Raw genomic sequence first — 21,297 nt, forward strand, 5'->3', positions numbered from 1 at the left:
TGAGTGACGGACAAGCGCTTGCGTGGCCGGTATCGGGACATTGCCCGGCGCCGGCCACTTTCTTTTGCAGCCTGCCGTACTCCCGGCCCGAAACCACATACCCGCCCCAAGCACAAGAGACCGCCATGTTCCGAAAAAAGACCGCAACGGTTTCCCCCAAACAGGACTTTCCCTACTGGCTGGCCGCCGCCTGCGTGATCGCCGCCTTTCTCCTGTTCCGGATCGGAACCGACGAGATCTATTCACAGGTGATGGCGACGGTGTCGCGCGGCATCGGCCTGACGATCTTTGTCACGCTCGTGGCGTTCTTCCTGGCTTCCGTGATCGGCCTCTTGCTGGCGCTGGCGTCGCTGTCGGGTTCGATTGTCCTGCGCCAGTCGGCGAGGTTCTACATCGAGGTCGTGCGCGGACTGCCGATCATCGTCCTCTTGCTCTACATCGCCTTCGTCGGCACGCCCCTGATCGTTGCCGCGATCAATGCCGTCCTGGAGCCGCTAGGTGCAGATCCGATGCGCACGCGCGACTTTCCGCTTCTCTGGCGTGCAATCGCGGCCTTGACGATCGGCTATTCCGCGTTCATCGCCGAGGTTTTCCGCGCCGGGATCCAGGCTGTCGACAAGGGGCAGATCGAGGCCGCGGAAGCCCTCGGCATGAACCGCTGGCTGCGGTTCCGGCTGATCATCTTTCCGCAGGCGCTCAAGACCATCCTGCCACCGCTCGGCAATGATTTCGTCGCCATGATCAAGGACAGCTCGCTCGTTTCCGTTCTCGGGGTCGCGGATATCACCCAGCTCGGCAAGGTCTATGCCGCGGGCTCGTTCCGCTATTTCGAGACTTACAACGTGGTCGCACTGATCTACCTGATGATGACCATCACCCTGTCTCTCGCCCTGCGCCGTTTCGAACGCTCCAAGGAGATTGGAGGGCGGTAAAGCGCCAACGGTTGCACCTGCGTTGGTCTTGCGGCCAAGATGAAATGAAAAGGAGAACAGTCCCATGCGTTCCTTCGAAGAAATCGAGGCCCTGGCGGCAGAAAAGAAGGGCGGAGCCAAGAAGCTCAAGGCGCTGCTGGCAGAACACAATCTGCCCAAGTCCGAGGCCGAGCTGACAACGACCGGTGACGACCGATGGCTGTCCATGTTCACCAGATGCGTGTTCCAGGCCGGGTTCAGCTGGAAGGTGATCGACCAGAAATGGCCCGGTTTCGAGGAGGCCTTCGAAGGCTTCGATGTCGCCCGGCTCGCCTTCCTGCCGGACGAAGCCTTCGAAGCTCTGCTCAAGGATACGCGGATCGTGCGCAATGGCGCCAAGATCAAGGCCGTGCAGGACAACGCGGTGTTCCTCAGGGATCTTGCGGCGGAGCATGGCAGCGCAGCGGCGTTTTTCGCCAGCTACCCGGTGAGCGACCAGATCGGACTGATGGACCTTATGAAAAAGCGCGGCAGCCGCCTTGGCGGGACGACGGGACAACTTGCCCTGCGCTTCATGGGCAAGGAGAGTTTCATTCTCACCGGCGACGTGGTTAACGCCCTTATCCGCGAAAATGTCATTGATAACGATCGCATGTCGAAAAAAAATCTGTCAGCCGCACAAGCCGCCTTTAACGATTGGAAGACAACCAGCGGTCGCAGTTTGAATGAAATCAGCAGAATTCTGGCGTTTTCGGTCGGACCAGCGCATTAACCTCTCATTTAACTTTTACGATTGTAAACAAAGCCTTGATTCAAAGGTAATTTTTCTTTTTTCGACTTAACCGCTGATTTACCAAAACCGGTAACCATGACACTCGAAATTGCGTGAGGTATTGCGTCGCAATGAGTGTACTGAGTACCGGGGTGTCCATAGCGGCACCCCATCCGACTGAAAAACCGGAAGCTTCCGCTTCCTGGATGAACACGATCCTGAAGGGCGACTGCGTGTCCGCCCTTGAGAACCTGCCGTCCCGTTCCGTGGACCTGGTGTTTGCAGATCCCCCCTATAATCTGCAGCTGGGCGGTGACCTTCACCGGCCGGACCAGTCCAAGGTCGATGCCTGCGACGACCACTGGGACCAGTTCGAGAGCTTCGAAGCCTATGATGCCTTCACCAGGGCCTGGCTCCTGGCAACGCGCCGGGTGATGAAGCCGGACGGCTCGCTCTACGTGATCGGCTCCTATCACAACATCTTCCGCGTCGGCGCGATCCTTCAGGATCTCGGCTTCTGGATCATGAATGACATCGTCTGGCTGAAGTCGAACCCGATGCCGAACTTCCGCGGCAAACGGTTCACCAATGCCCACGAGACCATGATCTGGGCGGTAAAGTCGAAAGACGCCAAGCCGACATTCAACTACGATGCCCTGAAGACGTTCAACGACGATCTCCAGATGCGCTCCGACTGGCATCTGCCCCTTTGTACCGGCTCGGAACGGCTGAAGGACGGAAACGGCCAGAAGGTGCATCCGACCCAGAAACCGGAAGCGCTGCTCTACCGTGTGCTCACCGCTTCGTCCAAGCCGGGCGACGTCGTGATGGACCCGTTCTTCGGCACGGGAACGACCGGAGCCGTCGCCAAGAAACTGGGCCGCAATTTCGTCGGTGTCGAGCGCGAGCAGGACTATATCGATGCCGCGACCGCACGGATCGCGTCCATCGAGACCAGCGACGGCGAAGCGCTCGAGATGCAGCAGGGCAAACGGGCCCAGAAACGCATTCCCTTCGGCACCCTCCTGGAAAACGGACTGCTTTCCCCGGGCACCGAGCTCACCTGTTCCAAGGGTAAGCACATTGCCATCGTGCGTGCCGACGGGTCGCTGAAATCCGGTGACCATACCGGGTCGATCCACAAGGTCGGTGCGCTGGTGCAAGGTCAGGAAGCCTGCAACGGCTGGACGTTCTGGCACACGAAAGAGGGCGCGGCCAAGTCACCGATCGACGAGTTGCGCAAGGAAATCAGATCCCGCCTGCAGGTATAAGCAGGCTGACAAGCAGAAGCGATTTCGCTATCCCCGTGAAGCCACTTCTCCCCGCCTCCTCACCCGAGGCGGGTTTTCTTTTTCCCGATAACCACGGCGGCCGAGCCTATCCGCTACGCCAGCCGTTCCAGCAGATCGGCGAGTGCCAGCGGTTCCGTCACCATCGCGTCGTGTCCGGTGGCAATCTCCCCAACCGGCCAGCCGAGTTTTCGAGCCCGGTCCAGGGCGACGCCGGCCGGACGGTAGGGCGGGTCGGTGCAGCGGATATAGGCGGCGGGAAGGCCGTTGCCGACCGGGTTCTTCAGATCGAGCGCCGTCGTGAACGTCCGGAAGGGATGTGGCGTCAGGCGCGGCTGGACGAAGGCAACGTCCTCGGGCCGTTCGACCCCGAAGCTTTCCGCAGGCGCCGGCGGCAATGAAAGCCCGCCACTGGTTTCCTGCGCCAACCGTGTCCTGTCCTCGGCCATATCTTCCGGCAAAAGGCTCATCCAGGTTTCGCCCGTTCCCAGCATGATCGCATCGAGATAGATCAGCCTGGCGATCCGGTCTGGCACCAGATCCGCTGCGCCGGTGATCGGGATGCCGCCGAAGCTGTGCCCGACAAGGGTGACGTTCTTAAGGTCGTTGAACTCCAGGTGCCGGACGATGTCCTCAACAAAGGTCTTTATGGTGATCTCGGGTGAGAGCAGATGCGCGCGCTCCCCGAGGCCGGTCTGGGTCGGTGCCGAGACGCGGTGACCGCGCTTACGCAGGATCTCCGCGACCCTGGACCAGCACCAGCCGCCATGCCAGACACCATGCACAAGAACGAAGGTTTTCTGATCCATCAGGCTACTTTCGCCAACGCCGCATCGATCATTCCGCAGCTTCCGCCGCAGGTTCATAACCACGCAGCTGTTTCAGCTTGTGACCGACCTCGACAATCGCTTCAAGGGCCGGGATCAGTTCCTCGCCCAGCGCCGTCAGTTCGTATTCGACAGACGGGGGTGATGTCGGGCGCACGTGGCGCAGAAGTACGCCGCGGTCTTCCAGCTCCGACAAACGCGCCGACAGGACCTTTGATGACACCGGAGGAATATCCGCCTTGAGTTCGTTGAACCGGCGCGGACCGGCCCTCAGGCTCCAGATGACATTGGGTGCCCACGCCCCGGCGATCACCTGCATGCACTCGGTCAGGAGGCAGGGCTCCGGCGGTTTCGGGCTCCGGTTCTTGCGCATCTTGAGGGTCATCTTGCCTGTAACTCCACCGAAATCAGGTTTCTCCAGGGTAACTCGAAAACGATGGTTACCATCAGAAACCTACTTGTCAAGAGTGACCTAAGCAAACACCTTCCTGTCATCAAAACACAATTTGGAGCGAAACCATGAAACTGTTCTACAAACCCGGCGCCTGTTCCATGGCGGCCCATATCCTGCTGAACGAGGCAGGCGTTGCCTTTCAGCTTGAAAAGGTCGATACGGACAAGGGAACAACCGAGACCGGTGCATCTTTCCTGACGACCAATCCGCGCGGTTACGTGCCCGCCCTCAAACTGGAAGACGGTGAAGTCCTGACGGAAAACGTCGCGATCCTGCATTGGATCGGCGAACAGTTTCCCGATTTTGCCGCGGGCAACGACAACCAGCCCCTGCAGCGGTACCGACAGCTTGAACTCCTGAGCTTCCTGTCGTCGGAACTGCACAAGGCGTTCAGTCCCTACTTCTCGGGCAAAACCTTCTCCGACAGCGAACAGGCGGCGATCCGGAAGAAGCTCGATACGAAACTCGATCAGTTCGAAGAGCTGCTGGACGGCACCTCCCCCTTTCTGCTCGGCAGCGCGTTTTCGGTCGTCGACGCCTACGCGTTCGTCATCCTGAACTGGACGAATTTCATCGGCGTCTCCCTGGACGACTGGCCGCTGACGAAGGCCTATGTCGCGCGGATCGGTGCGCGCCCGGCAACCCGCAAAACCCTCCAGGAAGAAGGACTGGCCGCATGAGCACCGCATTTGCAGACCTCAACGCCGTCATCAGGGACTATTTCGACGCGCTTTATCACTGCGACACCGGACTTCTGCAGAAAGTGTTTCATCCAAGGGCGGTCTATGCGACCGCGGACGAGACACCCCTCCTCCACCGGACAATGGAAGATTACGTTCCCGTGGTTGCCGCGCGCGTGTCACCGGCTTCGCGCGGCGAAGCGCGCCATGATGTCATCGACGAAATCCAGCTTGCCGGAGACAACACCGCCTTTGCCCGTGTCCGTTGCACGATGGCGGGCAACGCCTATGTCGACTTCCTGACCTTCGTCCGCGAGGACGGCCGCTGGCGGATCATGGCGAAGGTTTTCCAGATGAGCCCTGCAAAAGAGGGAGGCAACTGATCATGCCCTACGTCAACATTCAGGTGACCCGCGAGGGCGTTACACAGGAACAGAAGTCGCAGCTTATCAAGGGCGCGACCGACCTCCTTGTCGACGTCCTGGGAAAGACCCCGTCAACCACCTTCGTGGTGATCGACGAGGTCGAGATGGAGAACTGGGGGATCGGCGGCTTGCCAGTGGAAGAATTCCGGGCACAGGTCTCCCTGAAAGGCAGGTAAAACAGTCTATCGAAAGCCGGGTCGCTGCCCGGCTTTCGCGGTTCAATTGGCAGGGATTTGTGAACCATCTTGCCAATCAAAGGTTGCAAATTTGATGACTGAATGCTCAATCTGCACCTTCCACAAAGCTCTCGAACCATCGTCTGCCGACCCATGCCGCGCGCGCTCTACCAGACAATTCTGGGTGAAAGGTTTCAGCAGGTCCCTGCCCAGATCCGCGACATGCACACGTTTGCCAGGCGCGCCGACGGGACAGCAAATGTCTGGTGGGGTGCGTCGCCTGTCGCCCGATTGATTTGCCGTCTGGCATCCCTTCCGCAAGCGCAGGAGAATGCGCGGATTGAAACGTCTTTTACAGAAATCGACGGCGGTGAACGCTGGGTCCGCAGGTTTGATGGTCAGCCGTTTGCAACGGACATGATCGCGGGCAAGGATGAAGCGTTTCCCTGCATGCTGGAACGGCTTGGTCCGTTCCTTTTCAAGATGCGCGTCACGCCAAGTTCCGCAGGCATCGATCTCACACCGGAACACGTTTTCCTTGGCCCCCTGAAAATTCCCAAAGCACTCGCACCAAGGGCAACAGGCCGCGAGCGCGTTGAGAACGACCGCTACAGCCTGTCGGTTGAAGTCAGCTTTCCGCTTGTCGGCAAGGTGTTCGGATATGAGGGAACAATCGCACCTTGCGAGTTGGTATCTGATCGCGAAACCGCCTAGCTGCCTGTCTCCGCTCAAAGCCGGTCCGCCCATCCTTCGAGACGGGCCTTCGGCCCTCCTCAGCATGAGGATGTCGTCGGGGACAAGGTTCGCGCATTCATCCCCTTCCTGTCAGCCGTCATTGCCAGACCTGATCTGGCAATCCATGCCATGGCCTCTCGACGAGGCAAGGCCGTGCAACCGGAAACGCAACGGCATGGAAGCCATGGCATGACTTGGAAAACGATCTGGTGCGGCGGTCTGCTCGCAGCCGATTTTCATCGGACGTTCAGTTCAAGCCTAGAACGCATCCATCGTCACCCCGGGCGAACGGCGTGAGACCCGGGGCCGGGGAGCCCGGGCAAGCAGAATGATAACCGCAGGATCCGGCAGGTCCTTGCCTCCCCGATCCCGGATCTTCGCTGCGCTCCGTCCGGGATGACGACAGAAAGTGATAGAGCCCCCCTCACTCGAACCCGACCAGCGCCTTGCGGCGTTTGCCGACCGAGACGGCCAGCCTGTCATTCGCCTTCAGGTCGCCGGTCGCGATGCGGCGTCTCGGGTCGTCGACGATGCGGCTGTTGAGACGCACGCCACCGCCCTCCACCAGACGCCGCGCCGCGCCGTTCGAGGCGGCAAAGCCGATGGCGACGACGAGTTCCAGAAGGCCCAGCCCCTCTGCCAGGCGCGACAGCGGCAAAATGTGCGTCGGCTCGAGGAGCTCGCCTTCTCCCGCGAAAAGCGCGTCGCCCTGCTGCAGGGCCGCGCGGGCCTCCTCGGGGCCGTGCACAATCGTCGTGACCTGGGTTGCCAGAACGCGCTTGGCCTCGTTCATTTCCGCGCCCTGAAGCGCGGAAAGCCGTTCCACTTCGCTGATCGGCAGCTCCGTGAACAGACGCAGGCACTTGCCGACATCAGCGTCGGCCGTGTTGCGCCAGAACTGCCAGAACCCGAAGGGAGAGAGATGTTCCGGGTGCAGCCAGACGGCGCCCGCGGCGGTCTTGCCCATCTTGGCACCGCTCGCGGTCGTCAGCAGCGGGACCGTCAGGCCATGCAGCTTGCGCCCGTCGCGGCGGCCGAGTTCAACGCCGTTGACGATGTTGCCCCACTGATCCGAACCGCCCACCTGAAGCGCGCAGTCATGGCGCCTGGCCAGTTCCAGGAAATCGACGGCCTGAAGCATCATGTAGCAGAATTCCAGAACGGTCAGCGGCATCTGTGCCTCCAGGCGCGACTTGACGCTGTCGAAGGTCATCATGCGGTTGACGGTGAACTGGGAGCCATAATCGCGGAGAAATTCCAGGAAGCGGAATTCATTCAGCCACTCCGCGTTGTCGACCAGCAGGGCACCATCCGGACCGTCCATGTCGACAAGCCGCTCCACCGACCGGCGGATGGTCGCGATGTTGGCTGAGATCTGGCGCTGTTCCAGGAGCGGCCGGGCATCGTTGCGGAAACTCGGGTCGCCGATCTGGCTGGTGCCGCCGCCCAGAACGATGATCGGCCGATGACCGAGTTTCTGCAGCCAGCGCATGGTCATCAGCGGCATCAGGTGGCCGACATGAAGACTTGCGGCGGTGGCATCAAAGCCGGCATAGGCGGTGACCGGACCTTCGGACAGCCTCTTGTCGAGGGCTTCGACGTCCGTGCACTGGTGCACGAGGCCGCGTTCCAGCAGCACGGCGAGCGCTTCCGATCTGAGCTTGGTCGCCGGTTTTCCGGCTTCGATCATGTGTTTGGTCATTTTCGGCTTCCTGGTTTCCCCGCCAGGAGCCCTTGAAACCAAAAAGCCGCCTGACGCGGCGGCTTTTGAGGTTTCTATAAAGTGAGCAAGATCCTACGCAGCCGCCGGTATGTCGGTGACGTAATAAAAATACACGAAAGATGCGGCAATCTTGGTCATGTAATTGTAGATGCGGCATGCCACGTGCAGAGTCAAGCCGCTAGTCACCTGAATCTGAAGTTCGACCCATTTTGCAGCGGGCTTCGAACGAACTTCAGATTCAAGAAGGTGACTAGCAAGTCTGTGTTTCTAGTGCGGTTTACGAATTTGAAGTTCGCTTCGCAGACTGCTGCAACAATTATGCGAACTTCAAATTCACCGCACTAGTTTCCGGCTGGAAGCATGACGCACGCAGTGTTGCATTTTTTCAAGACAGGTCCACGTCCGCTTCGCCGCGTCCCAGAAGAACCGGCATGATCAGATCCTCTTCATCCGTGAGATGCTGCTTGAGGCCCATGAGCAACGCAACGCTTGTCCGTTCGTAATCGTCTACCGCAGCCCGAATTGCGTCGGGTGTCCCGTCCCGGACGCTGGCGAACATCTGAGCAGCGCTGCGGACAACGGCTTCCATTTTCTGGTGCAGGAGAGCGTGGTCGCTTTCCAGAAGCTCCATGCCCGGCAGCAGGTCTGCCTCCGCTTCCAGAAGCGCAGGGAAGTACTGCTGGTCCTCCACCATGTTGTGCGTGTGGAGTTCCGACAGGAAATGCTGGAGCTGAGGTGCCAGGATGGCGACAAAGCGCTCGGCCGGGAGCTGATTTTCCCGATACTGTTTCAACAGCGAAATCAGGGTATTGCCAGTACTGCGGAAGCTATCATGGCGATTGAGCCAGAGCTCCGAAACCGGCCCGTAATTCTCGTGGGTCAGCCAGTCGCCGCGCGAAATGTCTTCATAGAGAAGCCATTCGCGTGGCAGGCCATGGCGGGTGTCGAGCCGGAATTCGTCGGGCCCGCCAACATTCGGTCTGCGCTCCTGCAACAGCCGGTGTGTCATTTCGCAGGGTTGCCGCCTGCCGAGGATCAAGTGATACATCATTTCCGTTCAGCCAATTCAAACCATGATTGCCGGTCGACTGGTTCTGCCGCCCCGGCATGGGAAACCTTGCCGGCGCGACAATTCCGCGATCACTGCACCGAAAGCGGGCGGGTGAAAAGCACGGCCTTGTTGTCTCCGTTGAAGTAACGCAGCTCGTAGCTCCCCGCCTCCTTCGGCGCCGTCACGCTGACGGTCTGCGCATCAATGTCACCGGACCAGACGCGTCTTTCGAAAACGGCGCGTCCATTCCCTCCGCGCCCTGCCGGGTCCCAGATCTGCACGGAGTCATAACGCGCACCCGGGCCCTTCCAGGAAACCGAGAACTTCGTTTCCGTTTCGACGCTCTCCGGTGCGTCGATCGAGAGTTCAAGCGGTACGACGGTGATCGGGCGGGTCAGCAGTACGGTCTTGTTGTCGCCGTTGAAATAGCGAAGCTCATAGTTTCCCGGCTTTGCAGCACTTGGCAGGGTGACCTTGCTGTTGTCGAAATCGTCGTTGCGCAGGCGCTTTTGATGGACAACGCGGCCATCGCCCGCCCGCGCCCTGGGATCGAAGAACTGAACGCTGTCATAGCGCGCACCCGGACCGGTCCAGGTCACCGTCAGGTGGCGGCCCTGACCTATTTCGTCCGGCGCTTGAAGTTCGACAACCGTCGCGGTCACCTCGATCGGGATCGACGCCAGAACCGCCTTGTTGTCGCCGTTGTAGTACTGAAGTTCATAGGGGCCGGGCTTTACCGGGCCCGGCAGGGTGATCCGCTGATTTTCGAAGTCATCATTTCTGAGGCGTTTTTCGTGCAGTTTCTTGCCGTTCGCCGGATCAACCAGCTTGACGCTATCGTAGCGGGCGCCGGGGCCGACCCAGTCGACCACGATCGGCTTTCCAGCTTCCGCCGCCTCTCCCGTTTCGAGCAGGACCACCGCCTCGATGATCTGGAGCGGACGTGTGGCCAGCACCGCCTTGTCCTCTCCCGCGTAGTAGCGAAGCTCGTAGGTGCCCGGTTTTGCGGGTGTCGGCATCGTCACCTTGTTGTTGTCGAAATCGTCGTTGCGCAGCCGCTTGTTGTGCAGAACCTTGCCTTCGCCGCCACGGGCGCTGGCGTCATAGAGCTCGACGGCATCGTAGCGCCCACCCGGACCGATCCATTCCACGGTTACCGGACGGGCCATCGCGATCTCGTCGGGGGCGAACAGGGCCACCTCGGCCGGCGTCACCTCAATGGTGCGGCTCGCCAGAACCTGGCGGCCCGAGCCATCCCAGTACCGGAGCTCATAGGTGCCGGGTTCGGTCACGACCGTCATGGTCACCTGCTTGTTGTCGAAGTCACCGTTGACGACCGACTTGGAGCGCAGGCGCTTGCCCTCGCCGCCACGGGCGGCAGGATCATGGAATTCGACCTGATCATAGCGGCCACCCGGTCCCTGCCACGCGACATCGATCCGGGAGCCGATTTCCGCCTTGTCCGGCGCTTCGAGCGAGGCCTCGGGCACTTGCGCCGGCGCGGCCGCTGCCTCCTTCACCGGGGCCGTCTCGACCGTTGCCGTGAGGGCGCCGGACAGTTCCTCCGTGCTGCCCGCCTGGATGTAGAGACCTCCGGTGTTTTCAGCGAGGCACGCCACCTGGCGCCCTTCTTCTTCGCTCAGTCCGAAGCCGATGACGTGGGCGGTGAAATTCACACCCAGCTTGGCCAGTTCATTGCCAAGCGCGCAGGGGTCGGCGTTGCAGGTCTCAATCCCGTCGGTCACGAGCACGACGGTTGCCTTGTCCTCGGTGTAGCGCAGAGTTTCGGCAGCTTGCCGGACGGCGGCAGAAAGGGGTGTCTTGCCCCGCGGCGTGATGCCGTCGGTTGCCGCCTTGATGGCGGCCGCCGTGCCGGCGCCCGGCGGCACGATCAGCTCGATATCGGAACAGTTGCCCTTTTCCCGATGGCCGTAGGCGAACAGCCCGAGTTCCAGATCGCCCGGCAGATTGCCAAGCACACCGGACATCGCATCGCGGGCGATTTCGATCTTGGTCCGGCCTTCGATCTGACCCCACATGGAGCCTGAACCGTCAAAGACGATGGCGACCCTGTCGGCGGCCTGAGAGACTGAAGAAAAAACGGAAAGTGCGGTAATTGCAAAAACAAACGGTCGAAACATGGTTCCCCCGACAAATGTGTCCAACGACGTGTCGCAACGTAACCGTGCCACATGTCCTGTCCGTCGCCTAGATCACACAATGTCGGATTTCAAATTGCCCTAACAGAACACAGCCCCGGCATCGGAGAGTTCCTGTTTCAGCGGACCCCATTTTTGCGGCGTTGCCGTCAGGGTTCCCGGCTCCCTGATCTCGACCTGAAACCCGCGTGCAAGTGCACCTTTCGCCGTCAGCTGCACGCAGTGGCAGGAATCCAGTCCGACGAGCGTGAGCCGTCCGACTTTCTTCTCGGCGAGCCAGTCCTCGAATGCCGCACTGGAGAACGCGTCTCCGACCGACTTTTCAAAGACCGGGGCCTCTCGCCTCTCCAGCGCCGGATCGATCCGCAATTCCGGCCTGCCCGGCGTTCCCACGCCTTTTGCTACCAGCTTCACGAGAAGGATTGCCAGCCAGTCCCGGAACACGTGCTTTATGAAGACCACCTCGGTCCCGTCAGTGCGCGCCGACACAAGGGCCTGATTGATCTCCGCAATGGCGGCATCCCGGTAACCAGGTTCGAATGCGTTTGACCCGGTGCTGCGCGTGAAATCCTCCTGCACATCGATCACGACCAGGGCCGCGTTGGGGCGCGTGCCAGGGTCGATCCTCTCGCCGTGGGTCGGCGTGCCGATCTTGCGCATGATTTTAAAGGTGTAGAGAACCAGACCTGCCAGACCGACAGCCAACAATCCGATCACGCTCCATAGTCCTGTCATCGTTCTACTCCCGATGGGTCAATCTCAAAAAGGTCTCGGACGATCAGGATCGTCTTCATATTCCGCGAAGTGATCGAGCATCGCGCAGAGCACCCGTTGTGAAGACCGGAGGTCCTGGGCGGTGAAGGCTTCGCAGATCATCTCGATCTCATCATTTTCCGCTGCCCGGATTTCACCGAAAACCGACCGGCCACGATCGCTCAGAGCGAACAGGGGCGAGCGTTTGTGCGCCGGGTTCGGCCTGCGCTCGACAAACGCGCCTTCCTCGAGCGCGTTCATCAGAAGCTGAATCTGCTGACGCGCCAGAAACAGTGTCCGGGCGGTATCGGGGACCGAGATCGGTCCGGCTTCATCGATGACCTCCATCACCGCCCGCATGCCGACGGTCACACCCGTGCCGTTCAGCTTGGCCTCCACGGCCCGCGCCAGGCGGCGATGCACCGGCCGGATCAAACGGATGATTTCATAAAGTTCGACGGATTTTTTCACTGAACCTCTCTTTGACAATTAAATTGCCATTATGACAATAATATTGTCAAGATAGAATCGTTACCCCACTTACCTTGCCCGGACGCGCACCACGTCCTGAAACGAAAAAGCCCCGGCAGATGGCCGGGGCGGTTTCAAGACGGAGCGTAAACGCGCGAAGTTCGAATCAGGGCCCAATCAGGTTCACCGGCTCCGGCTCCACGACGATCTCGCACTTGACCGAGTTGGCGATGAAGCAGACGTCATGCGCCTTTTCGTGGATCGCCGTCAGCCACTCCTGATCGGGTTTCTGCGTGCCGATCAGCGTGATCTCGGGCCGCAGCACGACCTTGGTGATCGCCATCTTGCCACGCGCGATGCGGCTCATCTCGCCTTCGGCGTGGTCGCGGTAACTGGCGACGTTGAAATCCGCACGCCTGGCAAGATCGAGAAACCAGAGCATGTGGCAGGACGAGATGGCCGCCACGAACGCTTCTTCCGGATCGACGGCGGCTTCCACCGAATGCGGCAGAGGAACCACTGTCGGAGACGCACTGGCAGGAACTTCAAGCCCACCATCAAATCGCCAGATGTGACCACGCGAATACGCATTCGCAGCGTAATCGCCGTCGCAGGCCCACTCCACCAGAGCCTTGTAGAAATGCCCCGCCATGTTTCACAAGGTCTCCAGAAAGGCCTTGTAGCCTGCCGAATCGAGCAGTTCGGATAGCTGGCTTTCGTCGCCGAAGGTCATCTTCAGGAACCAGGCCGCTCCTTCCGGGTCCTCGTTCACTTTCCCCGGTTCTTCTGCCAGAGCTTCGTTGACCTCGACGACCTCACCGTCAATCGGTGCGTAGACTTCGCTGGCTGCCTTGACCGATTCGACGACACCTGCCTCGTCGCCCTGCGCGATCTGCGCGCCCACTTCTGGCAGTTCGACGAAGACGACGTCCCCGAGCTGCTCCTGCGCGTAAGTCGTGATGCCGACGGTTGCCACGCCTGCATCAACGGAAATCCATTCGTGGTCTTTTGAAAAATAGGTCGTCATGGCGTCATCCTAAGTGAGCGGTGTACTGGGTGCAGCTGCCCGACTTAGGTCCAGGGGACCCTTGCCGTCCAGCACCCCCTCTGTCCGAGAACCTGAGAGATTTCCCGCAGAACGCGGAACGCGCCCGGCAGCTACTCCGTCGGTGAGCAGTCCGCGAAAGGCATGGCGGAGCACTGCTTTCCAGAGCGTTTTTCCCCTTGCGGTCCTTTCGCCTGAGAGTTTCCGGGGCGGTTGCTCCTTCGGCACCGGGCACATCCACCCGATTTCTCCCGCATGGGACACGCGCGCACAAACGCGCCCATCAGGGCACGACCCTGAGTGGAAACGGATTGTGAGAGGGCTGCATGCCCTTGTCAATACGGGAGAAACTGCAAGAAACCTGCAAACTGGCCTAGGATACGGACCCATAAATGAAGCCGATTTGGCGGCAGAAATGGCAAAACCTCGCGAGGAAGCGTGTGCAGAGCGGGCTTTATGCCCGGTCAAGCGCTGTGACGCCGCGAGGTGAAGCCATTTTGCCGTCCTTCGGATTTGGTCGTTTCGGCCACCTGCATCGTCGCGAAAGGCTTGAAAATGAACCACATTTCCTGCGCTTTCGCTCCTTGCAGCTGGTCAAAACGATCCAAATCAAATTGACTTCATTTATGAGTCCGTACCCTAGCGGCGGCGTCCCTCGTCAAAGCCGAACACGACCTTGACGCTCGCGCCCTGCGGTATCGTGAACTTGTCTTCGATCAGCGTCCACTTTTCGGCCGGCGCCCCCTGGTTCAGCGTAACGGGAACCGTGAGCACTTCGGAACTCAGAGGTTCGGCACCCGATCCCCCGGGAACGACAGCGACACGGAGCGGGAGTTTCACCTCGCCGCCCGTCCAGGCCGGACCGGGCGTGACATCGCCTGACAGACCGATCTTCATGCGCCGGCCGCCACCTGCTTCCTGGGTGCAGCTGTTCGCCCAGTCTTCCACCGTCGCCTGGTAAAGCAGGCCTTCCGACTCGTCCTGTTTTCCGCGCACATAGTTGCGGATCAGGAACGTGTTCGACTTGAGCTCCATCGGCGGACACGGCACCGGAGGCGCAAAGGTCGCGGGGGACACTTCGATCGGTTCCTGGCCGCCGCTGATGATCTTGCCCGCGACACTGTCGGCGCCACCGCCGCAGCCGGAGAGTACCGCCGCGCAGACGCCGGCCGACAGGCAGGTTTTCAGCTTCACATTCGCAAGGGCCTGAAACGCAGTGATCATCATCTTTCCATCGGATCGAGGAGCAACATGGCGGAGTGTCATAGCAGGAAGCCTGCGCCTTGGCGAGGCCACTTCCGAGGAATGCTTCAAGCAGCACAATGTGGCTGAAATAGTGCGCAGTTCCGCACACCCGACTTGACAGGAAACGGCTTGAACCCCTTATTGCGGCTAGACAGATTTGCTGAAAGGGCAAAATGACCATCCCCGAGCAGAACAAACCGCCGCTTTCCATTCGGCTTTGCGCCCCGCGCGGGTTTTGCGCAGGCGTCGATCGGGCCATCCAGATCGTTGAACTGGCGCTGGAAAAATACGGCCGTCCGGTCTACGTGCGTCACGAAATCGTGCATAACAAGTTCGTTGTCGACGGCTTGAAGGCGAAAGGCGCCGTGTTCGTTGAAGAGCTGGACGAGATCCCCGCCGCCGATGTCGAAAGGCCGGTCATCTTTTCCGCGCACGGCGTTCCGAAGTCCGTTCCCGAGGATGCGCAGGCCCGCAACATGTTCTTCCTGGACGCGACCTGTCCACTGGTCTCGAAGGTTCACAAGGAAGCGCAGATCCATGACCGGCGCGACCGCGAGGTGCTCCTGATCGGGCATGCCGGCCATCCGGAAGTCATCGGAACCATGGGCCAGTTGCCCGAAGGCACGGTCGAACTCATCGAAACGGAGGAAGATGCGCGCAGCTTCCAGCCGAAATCGGACAAGCACCTTGCCTACATCACGCAAACGACCCTGTCCGTCGACGACACCGCGGGAATCGTTGCGGTGCTGAAGGAGCGATTTCCGGACATCGTCGCGCCCCACAAGGAAGATATCTGCTACGCGACCACGAACCGCCAGGAAGCCGTCAAGCACGTTGCGCCGAGCGTCGATGCAATGGTGGTCGTGGGGGCTCCGAACTCATCGAATTCGCAGCGGCTGCGGGAAGTCGCCGAAAGAGCGGGGTGCCGGGTTGCCGTTCTGATCCAGCGCGCAAGCGATATCGACTGGCCCGATTTCGACGGCATAGGCTCGCTCGGCCTGACGGCCGGCGCGTCGGCGCCGGAAACCCTGGTCGAGGAGATCATCGGCGCATTTGCGCAGCGGTTCGATGTCACCGTCGAAACCGTACGCACAGCCGAAGAAACCATTTCCTTCAATCTGCCGCGGGAACTCAGAGACGTGGTCTCCTCCGCCCGGGCAGCGACCGGATAACAAGATGGCCGTTTATACCGAAGTGACCGATGAGGAGCTGCAAGCCTTCATCGGCTCCTACGATGTCGGGCGCCTGCTCTCCTTCAAGGGCATTGCCGAAGGCGTCGAGAACAGCAACTTTCTGGTTCACACGGACAAGGCCTCCTACATCCTCACACTCTACGAAAAGCGTGTGAACCCGGACGATCTGCCGTTTTTCCTGAACCTGCTCCAGCACCTGGCCAGCAAGGGTCTTTCCTGTCCGACGCCCGTTCCCTCGAAGGACGGCAAACTGCTCGGCGAACTGGCCGGACGGCCCGCCGCGCTCGTCACCTTTCTGGAAGGGATGTGGGTCAAGAGACCGCGGGTCGAACATTGCGCCGAGCTCGGCAAGGCGATGGCCGAACTTCATCTGGACGGACGCGACTACGCGGGGTTCCGGACCAATGCACTCAACGTCGATGGCTGGCGGCCGCTGTTCGACCAGTGCAGCGATCGGAGCGACGACGTTCTTCCCGGGCTCGGGACGGAAATCGCAACCGAACTGGATTACCTGGAACGGGCCTGGCCGGCCAATCTGCCGAACGGTGTCATTCATGCGGATCTGTTTCCGGACAACGTGTTCTTTCTCGGCGACGAGCTTTCCGGCCTGATCGACTTCTACTTCGCCTGCAATGACGCGCTGGCCTATGACATCGCGATCTGCCTGAATGCCTGGTGCTTCGAAAAGGACCTTTCCTTCAACGTGACCAAGGCGCGGGCGCTTCTGAAGGGCTATACCAGCGTGCGGCCCCTGGAAGCTGACGAATACACGTCCCTGCCGACGTTGTGCCGGGGGGCTGCACTGAGGTTCCTGCTCACACGGCTGTTCGACTGGCTGAGTGTGCCGGAAGGCGCGCTCGTCACGCCCAAGGATCCGCTTGAGTTTCTGAAGAAGCTTCGGTTTCACCAGACGATCGAAGGAACACAGGCCTACGGACTGGAACGATGACGGCTCAGAACCGCGTGACGATTTTCACGGACGGCGCGTGTTCGGGCAATCCCGGACCGGGCGGCTGGGGTGTGCTCCTGCGCTTCGGTGAACACGAGAAGGAACTGAAGGGCGGCGAACCGGAGACCACCAACAACCGGATGGAACTGACGGCGGCCATCGAAGCCCTGAACGCGCTCAAGCGGCCCTGCGCCATCGACCTTTACACCGACAGCACCTACGTGCGCAGCGGTATCCGCGAATGGCTGGAGGGGTGGAAGCGCAAGAACTGGCGCACGAGCACCAACAAGCCGGTGAAGAACGCGGATCTTTGGCAAGCCCTCGACGAAGCGCAACAGCGCCATGACGTGACCTGGCACTGGGTCAAGGGTCATGCGGGTCATCCCGACAACGAACGTGCAGATGAACTGGCGCGCGGAGGCATGGCCCCCTATAAGAACGGCGGCTGATTTTCACTTTCCGGTCGAAAGAGGACATTGCGTGAGAGTATTCTGGTGGTCCGCCCCGATTTCCAAGCGCCGATCGGCGCCGGACATGCCCGGTTCTGTCCTCATCATGGCGAATCCGACATCGGGCGGATACAACGCCGATTTCCTCGACAGCGTCCGCAACCGCCTGGAGGACCTGGGGTTTCGGACAGTCATCAGGCTGACGAAACACGCAGGAGAGATCGGCGAGACCTGCGCCGACCCCGATTTCAACGTCCGCACACTCGTTGTTGCGGGGGGTGACGGGTCGATCAACGAGGCATTGACCGGCCTGCAGAACCATCCCAATCCGCCACAGCTCGCCGTTATCCCGTTCGGGACCGCAAATGTCCTGGCCCTGGAACTCGGCCTGCCGCGAAACCCGCGCGCGATTGCCGAGATGATCTGGCGGCAGAAGACAAAGCCGCTCCATTTCGGTCTCGCGAACGGCAGACCATTCGTGCTTATGGCGTCCAGCGGATTCGACGCGGAGGTCGTTCACGCGGTTCCGCTCGCCCTCAAGAGAAAGCTCGGCAAGCTGGCCTACGTGATCACGGCGCTCAAGATCGCGTTCAAACGCAAGGCGACGAAACTGAACATTCTGCTTGATGGCGAAACGCTCTCGGGAAAGTTTGCCGTTGCCAGCAATGCGCGCCACTACGGCGGCCCCTTCGTCATTTGCCCGGGCGGCGCGACCGATCCGGACCTGCATATGCTCGTGCTTGAACGCGACGACCCGTGGTCCTCCCTTCAATATGGGATTGCGCTGATGATGGGCCGGATCCACAAGGCAAGGGGCGCGGCCGTGCGTCCGTTTTCGACCGCCAGGATCAGCGCCGAACAGCCGGTCGCAGCACAAGTCGACGGCGATCCCTTCGGCGCGACACCCGTCGATATCCGGAAAACCGATAAAACGGTGCCCGTCCTCGTTCCCTGACACTGTCTTCGTGCTGGCAGGGGGCCGGCACTTCAAGCAAATCGCAACGCGGCATTGGGGCAAAAGAACCCGGCCTCCGGTGGCATGAAACGGGTTTCTATCTACGAAGGCTGGTATCAGGCGCTTTCGGCTTCGGCCGGCATTTTCCGGAGCATCTTGGTCGCTTCGGAGGCGGACATGGCCTCCCCGAAGAAGAAGCCCTGGGCATATTCGCAGCCGAGCTGATAGAGCTCGAGCGCATCGCCTTCGCTCTCCGCCCCTTCGGCAACCACCGACATGCCCAGATCGTGCCCCATGGCGACGATGGTGCGCAGGAGCACCGACCTTGCGGAGGTGTTGTTCGGCTTCACGAAGGACTGGTCGATCTTGATCGTGTCGAACGGGAAACGCTGCAGGTAGGACAGCGACGAATGGCCGGTTCCGAAGTCGTCGAGCGACAGGCCGGCACCCAGGCCACGGAGCCGTTCCAGCACCTTGGCCGAGTATTCCGGATTGGACATGACGAGCGATTCCGTCAGCTCCAGCTTCAGTGTTCCCGGTTCAAGCGAAGTTCTGGACAGCACGGCTTTCACGTCGTTGATGAGGTCCTGCTTCAGCAGCTGCCTGGACGACAGGTTGACGGACACGAACAGCGGCCGCTGCATCGGATATTCGCGCTGCCAGAACGCCAGCTGCTGCGCGCCTTTGTCGAGAACATACATCCCCAGTTCGTTGATCAGACCGGACTGTTCGGCAATCGGAATGAATTCGGAGGGTGCGATCTTGCCGCGCTTGGGATGGTTCCAGCGCGCCAGGACCTCGTAGCCGGCGATCGACTGGTCCTCCAGGCGAACGATGGGCTGGAAAAAGACCCCGAGCGTTTCCTTCTTGATCGCGTCCCGCAGATCCGCTTCCAGATCCACGATGTTCTTGTCGAGCGGCCTCAGGATCGGGCGGAACACTTCCTGCCGGTCGCCGCCGAGCCGCTTGGCGTGGTTGAGCGCGATCTCCGCATTGGTCAGCATGTCCTCGACCGCCTGCTTGCCGCCCTCGAAAAAGGCAATGCCGACCGAGCAGGTCAGGAAGATTTCGCGGTCGCCGAACGTGATCGGCGCACGCACCGCCTTTCGCAACGCATCGGCGAGCGCCACGATCCTGTCCGGTTCCTGCTCCGACAACAGGACCAGCCCGTACTGGTCGCCAGACAGGCGTCCGAGCGTGTCCTGCTGGCCGATCAGGCGTCCCAGCCGGCGTGCAACGGTCAACAATATGCTGTCACCGGCCGACAGGCCGATGCTGTCGTTGACCTGTTTGAAGCGATCCAGATTGAGGACCAGAAGTGTCGGTTTGGAGGTTTCCTCCGCCTTCGAACGGACAACGCTCGTGCGCAACCGGTCGACGAACAGCTCGCGGTTGGGCAGGCCGGTGAGATTGTCATGGACCGCATCGTGGAGCAGGCGTTCCTCCGCCGTGCGTTCTTCGGTAACGTCGAGCAACGTGCCGACGCACCTTATGACCTCGCCGTCAGCGCCGATGATCGGACGCGCCCTCAGGCGGAACCAGCGAAAGTGGCCGTCTTCGGATCTTAGACGGAACGTCTGCATGACCTTGCCGCGCCGCTGGTCGATAACTGCATCCAGTGTCGCGCGAAAACGGTCACGGTCCTGCGGATGCAGCACTTCCAGCCAGTCCCGTGCCGGACCTTCCAGGGCACCGCGCTTCAGGTTGAGTAGTTCCTCGACCTCGTTTCCGGTGTAGATCCGATCCCGGTCGATATCCCAGTCCCAGATGATGTCGCCCGCGCCGGTAAGGGCAAGTGCCTTGCGCTCAACATCGGAAATGAGGCCCTGTGCGATGGCACCGCCCGCAAAGGCGTGCTGCATGACGGTAAAGCCGATCAGGAGAACGATCAGCACGAGGCCGCCGCCAAGGGCAGGCTGGACGATGTCGTTGGAAAGGTAACCGGTCACGGTCATGCCGGAGCCGACCAGCCACGCGATCAGAAGACACCATGTCGGAATCAGCAGGATGGCGCGGTCATAGTGCTGAAAGGCCAGGACCGCGATCGTGATGAAGCCAAGGGCGCCGATCACGGCGAGCGAAAGGCGGGCAATGCCGGCGGCGATCGACGGATCCCAGACCGCGACCCCGAGAAGCCCCAGGATCAGGATCAGCGTCGTCAGTGCCAGATGGGAGTAGTGAATGTTCCAGCGATTCAGATTGAGATAGGCATATAGGAAGATCAGCAAGCTGGCCGCGAGCATGACCTCGGCGCAGGCACGCGCCAGCTGGCTGCTGCCGCCGTCGAGATTGAAGACCAGCCCCCAGAAACCGAAATCGATGCACAGATAAGCCAGAACGGACCAGGCCAGAGCGGCCGTCGCCGGGAACATCACGGTCCCCTTCACCACGAACAGGATCGTGAGGAACAGCGCCAGCAGACCCGAGATGCCGAGTATGATGCCCCGGTAAAGCGTGTAGGCGTTGATCGTTTCCTTGTAGACGTCCGGCTCCCAGATCCGGACTTCGGGCAGGTTCGGCGTCGTCAGTTCCGCGACGAACGTGACGATCGAACCGGGATCCAGCGTCACCAGGAAGACATCCGCCTCAAGGCTCTTGAGCCGGACCGGCGCGATGCCTTGGCTCGGCGTGATGGCGGTAATGCGGGACGAGCCCAGATCCGGCCAGAAAAGATCCGATCCGTCGAGCTTGTAGTTCGGCACCACGATCAGGCGGTCGATCTGTTCATCGCTCGTGTTTGCAAGAGCGAACACGGCCCAGTTGGTGTTGCTGCCGTCCCGTGAGGGCACTTCGATCCGACGCACGATCCCGTCAGCGCCCGGGGCGGTCGAGACCTGCAGGCGGGTGCCGGCATCCCGGTGCATTTCGATCGAATCCGTAACGTCCAGCGCTTCGACATCGATCGGTACGGGGATCGGTTCGAGAGCAAGCGCAGGCGCACCAGCAAACGCTGCGACGACGATACAAAAGACAAAAAACGTACGTCTGATCAAACCAAGCATCTGATCCGGTGAAAAAATCGACATGGAGCGAAG

22 protein-coding genes and 2 riboswitches are annotated in these 21,297 nt (G+C 60.7%); of the genes, 11 read left to right on the forward strand and 11 right to left on the reverse strand.

What is annotated here, in order from left to right:
* The first annotated feature begins 125 nt into the window (after nt 1-125).
* From ACO08A_RS03865 to ACO08A_RS03875, 3 genes are all read left to right on the forward strand, one after another.
* On the forward strand, nt 126-932 hold the full coding sequence (locus tag ACO08A_RS03865; RefSeq protein ID WP_422039911.1) for an amino acid ABC transporter permease: 807 nt from the start codon (nt 126-128) through the stop codon (nt 930-932).
* A gap of 64 nt (nt 933-996) precedes the next feature.
* Nucleotides 997-1,683: a DNA-3-methyladenine glycosylase I gene (locus ACO08A_RS03870; RefSeq protein ID WP_422039912.1), complete on the forward strand. Its 687-nt coding sequence runs from the start codon at nt 997-999 to the stop codon at nt 1,681-1,683.
* A gap of 131 nt (nt 1,684-1,814) precedes the next feature.
* Nucleotides 1,815-2,954 carry a site-specific DNA-methyltransferase gene (locus tag ACO08A_RS03875; protein WP_422039913.1) on the forward strand — a complete coding sequence of 380 codons (1,140 nt, stop codon included), beginning with the start codon at nt 1,815-1,817 and terminating at the stop codon, nt 2,952-2,954.
* Nucleotides 2,955-3,067: 113 nt separating this feature from the next.
* Here ACO08A_RS03875 and ACO08A_RS03880 read toward each other — a convergent pair whose 3' ends face one another.
* Both ACO08A_RS03880 and ACO08A_RS03885 read right to left on the reverse strand, forming a co-directional pair.
* A complete protein-coding gene (locus ACO08A_RS03880) occupies nt 3,068-3,781 on the reverse strand; it encodes an alpha/beta fold hydrolase (RefSeq protein ID WP_422039914.1) in 714 nt (237 codons plus the stop codon).
* Nucleotides 3,782-3,809: 28 nt separating this feature from the next.
* On the reverse strand, nt 3,810-4,184 hold the full coding sequence (locus tag ACO08A_RS03885) for a winged helix-turn-helix transcriptional regulator (RefSeq protein ID WP_422039915.1): 375 nt from the start codon (nt 4,182-4,184) through the stop codon (nt 3,810-3,812).
* Nucleotides 4,185-4,318: 134 nt separating this feature from the next.
* Between ACO08A_RS03885 and ACO08A_RS03890 the strand changes: the two genes are divergently transcribed.
* The 4 genes from ACO08A_RS03890 (at nt 4,319) to ACO08A_RS03905 (ending at nt 6,248) form a co-directional block, all read left to right on the forward strand.
* On the forward strand, nt 4,319-4,933 hold the full coding sequence (locus ACO08A_RS03890; RefSeq protein WP_422039916.1) for a glutathione binding-like protein: 615 nt from the start codon (nt 4,319-4,321) through the stop codon (nt 4,931-4,933).
* Nucleotides 4,930-5,316 carry a nuclear transport factor 2 family protein gene (locus ACO08A_RS03895; protein ID WP_422039917.1) on the forward strand — a complete coding sequence of 129 codons (387 nt, stop codon included), beginning with the start codon at nt 4,930-4,932 and terminating at the stop codon, nt 5,314-5,316. The genes ACO08A_RS03890 and ACO08A_RS03895 overlap by 4 nt, the downstream gene beginning before the upstream one ends.
* Nucleotides 5,317-5,318: 2 nt before the next feature.
* Complete coding sequence (locus tag ACO08A_RS03900; RefSeq protein ID WP_422039918.1) at nt 5,319-5,534, forward strand: tautomerase family protein; 216 nt, start codon at nt 5,319-5,321, stop codon at nt 5,532-5,534.
* Between the two features lie 102 nt (nt 5,535-5,636).
* The gene (locus tag ACO08A_RS03905; protein ID WP_422039919.1) at nt 5,637-6,248 is read left to right on the forward strand and encodes a DUF4166 domain-containing protein; all 612 of its coding nucleotides are present in this window, start codon (nt 5,637-5,639) and stop codon (nt 6,246-6,248) included.
* Nucleotides 6,249-6,693: 445 nt separating this feature from the next.
* Here ACO08A_RS03905 and tyrS read toward each other — a convergent pair whose 3' ends face one another.
* From tyrS to ACO08A_RS03945, 8 genes are all read right to left on the reverse strand, one after another.
* Nucleotides 6,694-7,971, reverse strand: coding sequence for a tyrosine--tRNA ligase (tyrS, locus tag ACO08A_RS03910; protein WP_422039920.1), 1,278 nt, complete (start codon nt 7,969-7,971; stop codon nt 6,694-6,696).
* A 406-nt stretch (nt 7,972-8,377) separates the two neighbouring features.
* Nucleotides 8,378-9,040 carry a hemerythrin domain-containing protein gene (locus ACO08A_RS03915; protein ID WP_422039921.1) on the reverse strand — a complete coding sequence of 221 codons (663 nt, stop codon included), beginning with the start codon at nt 9,038-9,040 and terminating at the stop codon, nt 8,378-8,380.
* Between the two features lie 92 nt (nt 9,041-9,132).
* Nucleotides 9,133-11,184, reverse strand: coding sequence for a vWA domain-containing protein (locus ACO08A_RS03920; RefSeq protein WP_422039922.1), 2,052 nt, complete (start codon nt 11,182-11,184; stop codon nt 9,133-9,135).
* A 99-nt stretch (nt 11,185-11,283) separates the two neighbouring features.
* On the reverse strand, nt 11,284-11,937 hold the full coding sequence (locus tag ACO08A_RS03925) for a cysteine hydrolase family protein (protein WP_422039923.1): 654 nt from the start codon (nt 11,935-11,937) through the stop codon (nt 11,284-11,286).
* Between the two features lie 24 nt (nt 11,938-11,961).
* Nucleotides 11,962-12,426: a MarR family winged helix-turn-helix transcriptional regulator gene (locus ACO08A_RS03930; RefSeq protein WP_422039924.1), complete on the reverse strand. Its 465-nt coding sequence runs from the start codon at nt 12,424-12,426 to the stop codon at nt 11,962-11,964.
* 166 nt (nt 12,427-12,592) lie between these two features.
* Nucleotides 12,593-13,078 carry an OsmC family protein gene (locus tag ACO08A_RS03935; protein WP_422039925.1) on the reverse strand — a complete coding sequence of 162 codons (486 nt, stop codon included), beginning with the start codon at nt 13,076-13,078 and terminating at the stop codon, nt 12,593-12,595.
* 3 nt (nt 13,079-13,081) lie between these two features.
* Nucleotides 13,082-13,453 carry a glycine cleavage system protein GcvH gene (gene gcvH / locus ACO08A_RS03940; RefSeq protein ID WP_422039926.1) on the reverse strand — a complete coding sequence of 124 codons (372 nt, stop codon included), beginning with the start codon at nt 13,451-13,453 and terminating at the stop codon, nt 13,082-13,084.
* Between the two features lie 70 nt (nt 13,454-13,523).
* Nucleotides 13,524-13,643: riboswitch (glycine riboswitch) on the reverse strand.
* Nucleotides 13,644-13,735, reverse strand: a riboswitch (glycine riboswitch).
* A 375-nt stretch (nt 13,736-14,110) separates the two neighbouring features.
* Nucleotides 14,111-14,695, reverse strand: a complete 585-nt coding sequence (locus tag ACO08A_RS03945; protein WP_422039927.1) for a hypothetical protein — start codon at nt 14,693-14,695, stop codon at nt 14,111-14,113.
* Nucleotides 14,696-14,889: 194 nt separating this feature from the next.
* On the opposite strand from ACO08A_RS03945, the gene ispH reads away from it, so the two are divergent.
* The 4 genes from ispH to ACO08A_RS03965 all read left to right on the forward strand — a co-directional run bounded on the left by ispH (nt 14,890) and on the right by ACO08A_RS03965 (nt 18,262).
* Complete coding sequence (gene ispH, locus ACO08A_RS03950; RefSeq protein WP_422039928.1) at nt 14,890-15,888, forward strand: 4-hydroxy-3-methylbut-2-enyl diphosphate reductase; 999 nt, start codon at nt 14,890-14,892, stop codon at nt 15,886-15,888.
* Nucleotides 15,889-15,892: 4 nt separating this feature from the next.
* Nucleotides 15,893-16,858: a homoserine kinase gene (thrB, locus tag ACO08A_RS03955; RefSeq protein WP_422039929.1), complete on the forward strand. Its 966-nt coding sequence runs from the start codon at nt 15,893-15,895 to the stop codon at nt 16,856-16,858.
* The gene (rnhA, locus tag ACO08A_RS03960; RefSeq protein ID WP_319386069.1) at nt 16,855-17,307 is read left to right on the forward strand and encodes a ribonuclease HI; all 453 of its coding nucleotides are present in this window, start codon (nt 16,855-16,857) and stop codon (nt 17,305-17,307) included. Before thrB ends, rnhA begins: the two co-directional genes overlap by 4 nt.
* Nucleotides 17,308-17,392: 85 nt before the next feature.
* Entirely contained in the window at nt 17,393-18,262 is an 870-nt protein-coding gene (locus ACO08A_RS03965) for a diacylglycerol/lipid kinase family protein (RefSeq protein WP_422039930.1), read from the forward strand.
* Nucleotides 18,263-18,378: 116 nt separating this feature from the next.
* Here ACO08A_RS03965 and ACO08A_RS03970 read toward each other — a convergent pair whose 3' ends face one another.
* A complete protein-coding gene (locus ACO08A_RS03970) occupies nt 18,379-21,264 on the reverse strand; it encodes an EAL domain-containing protein (RefSeq protein WP_421984429.1) in 2,886 nt (961 codons plus the stop codon).
* Nucleotides 21,265-21,297: the final 33 nt, after the last annotated feature.

It is taken from the genome of Roseibium sp., from assembly GCF_965232425.1.
In the GTDB taxonomy this organism is placed as follows: Bacteria; Pseudomonadota; Alphaproteobacteria; order Rhizobiales; family Stappiaceae; genus Roseibium.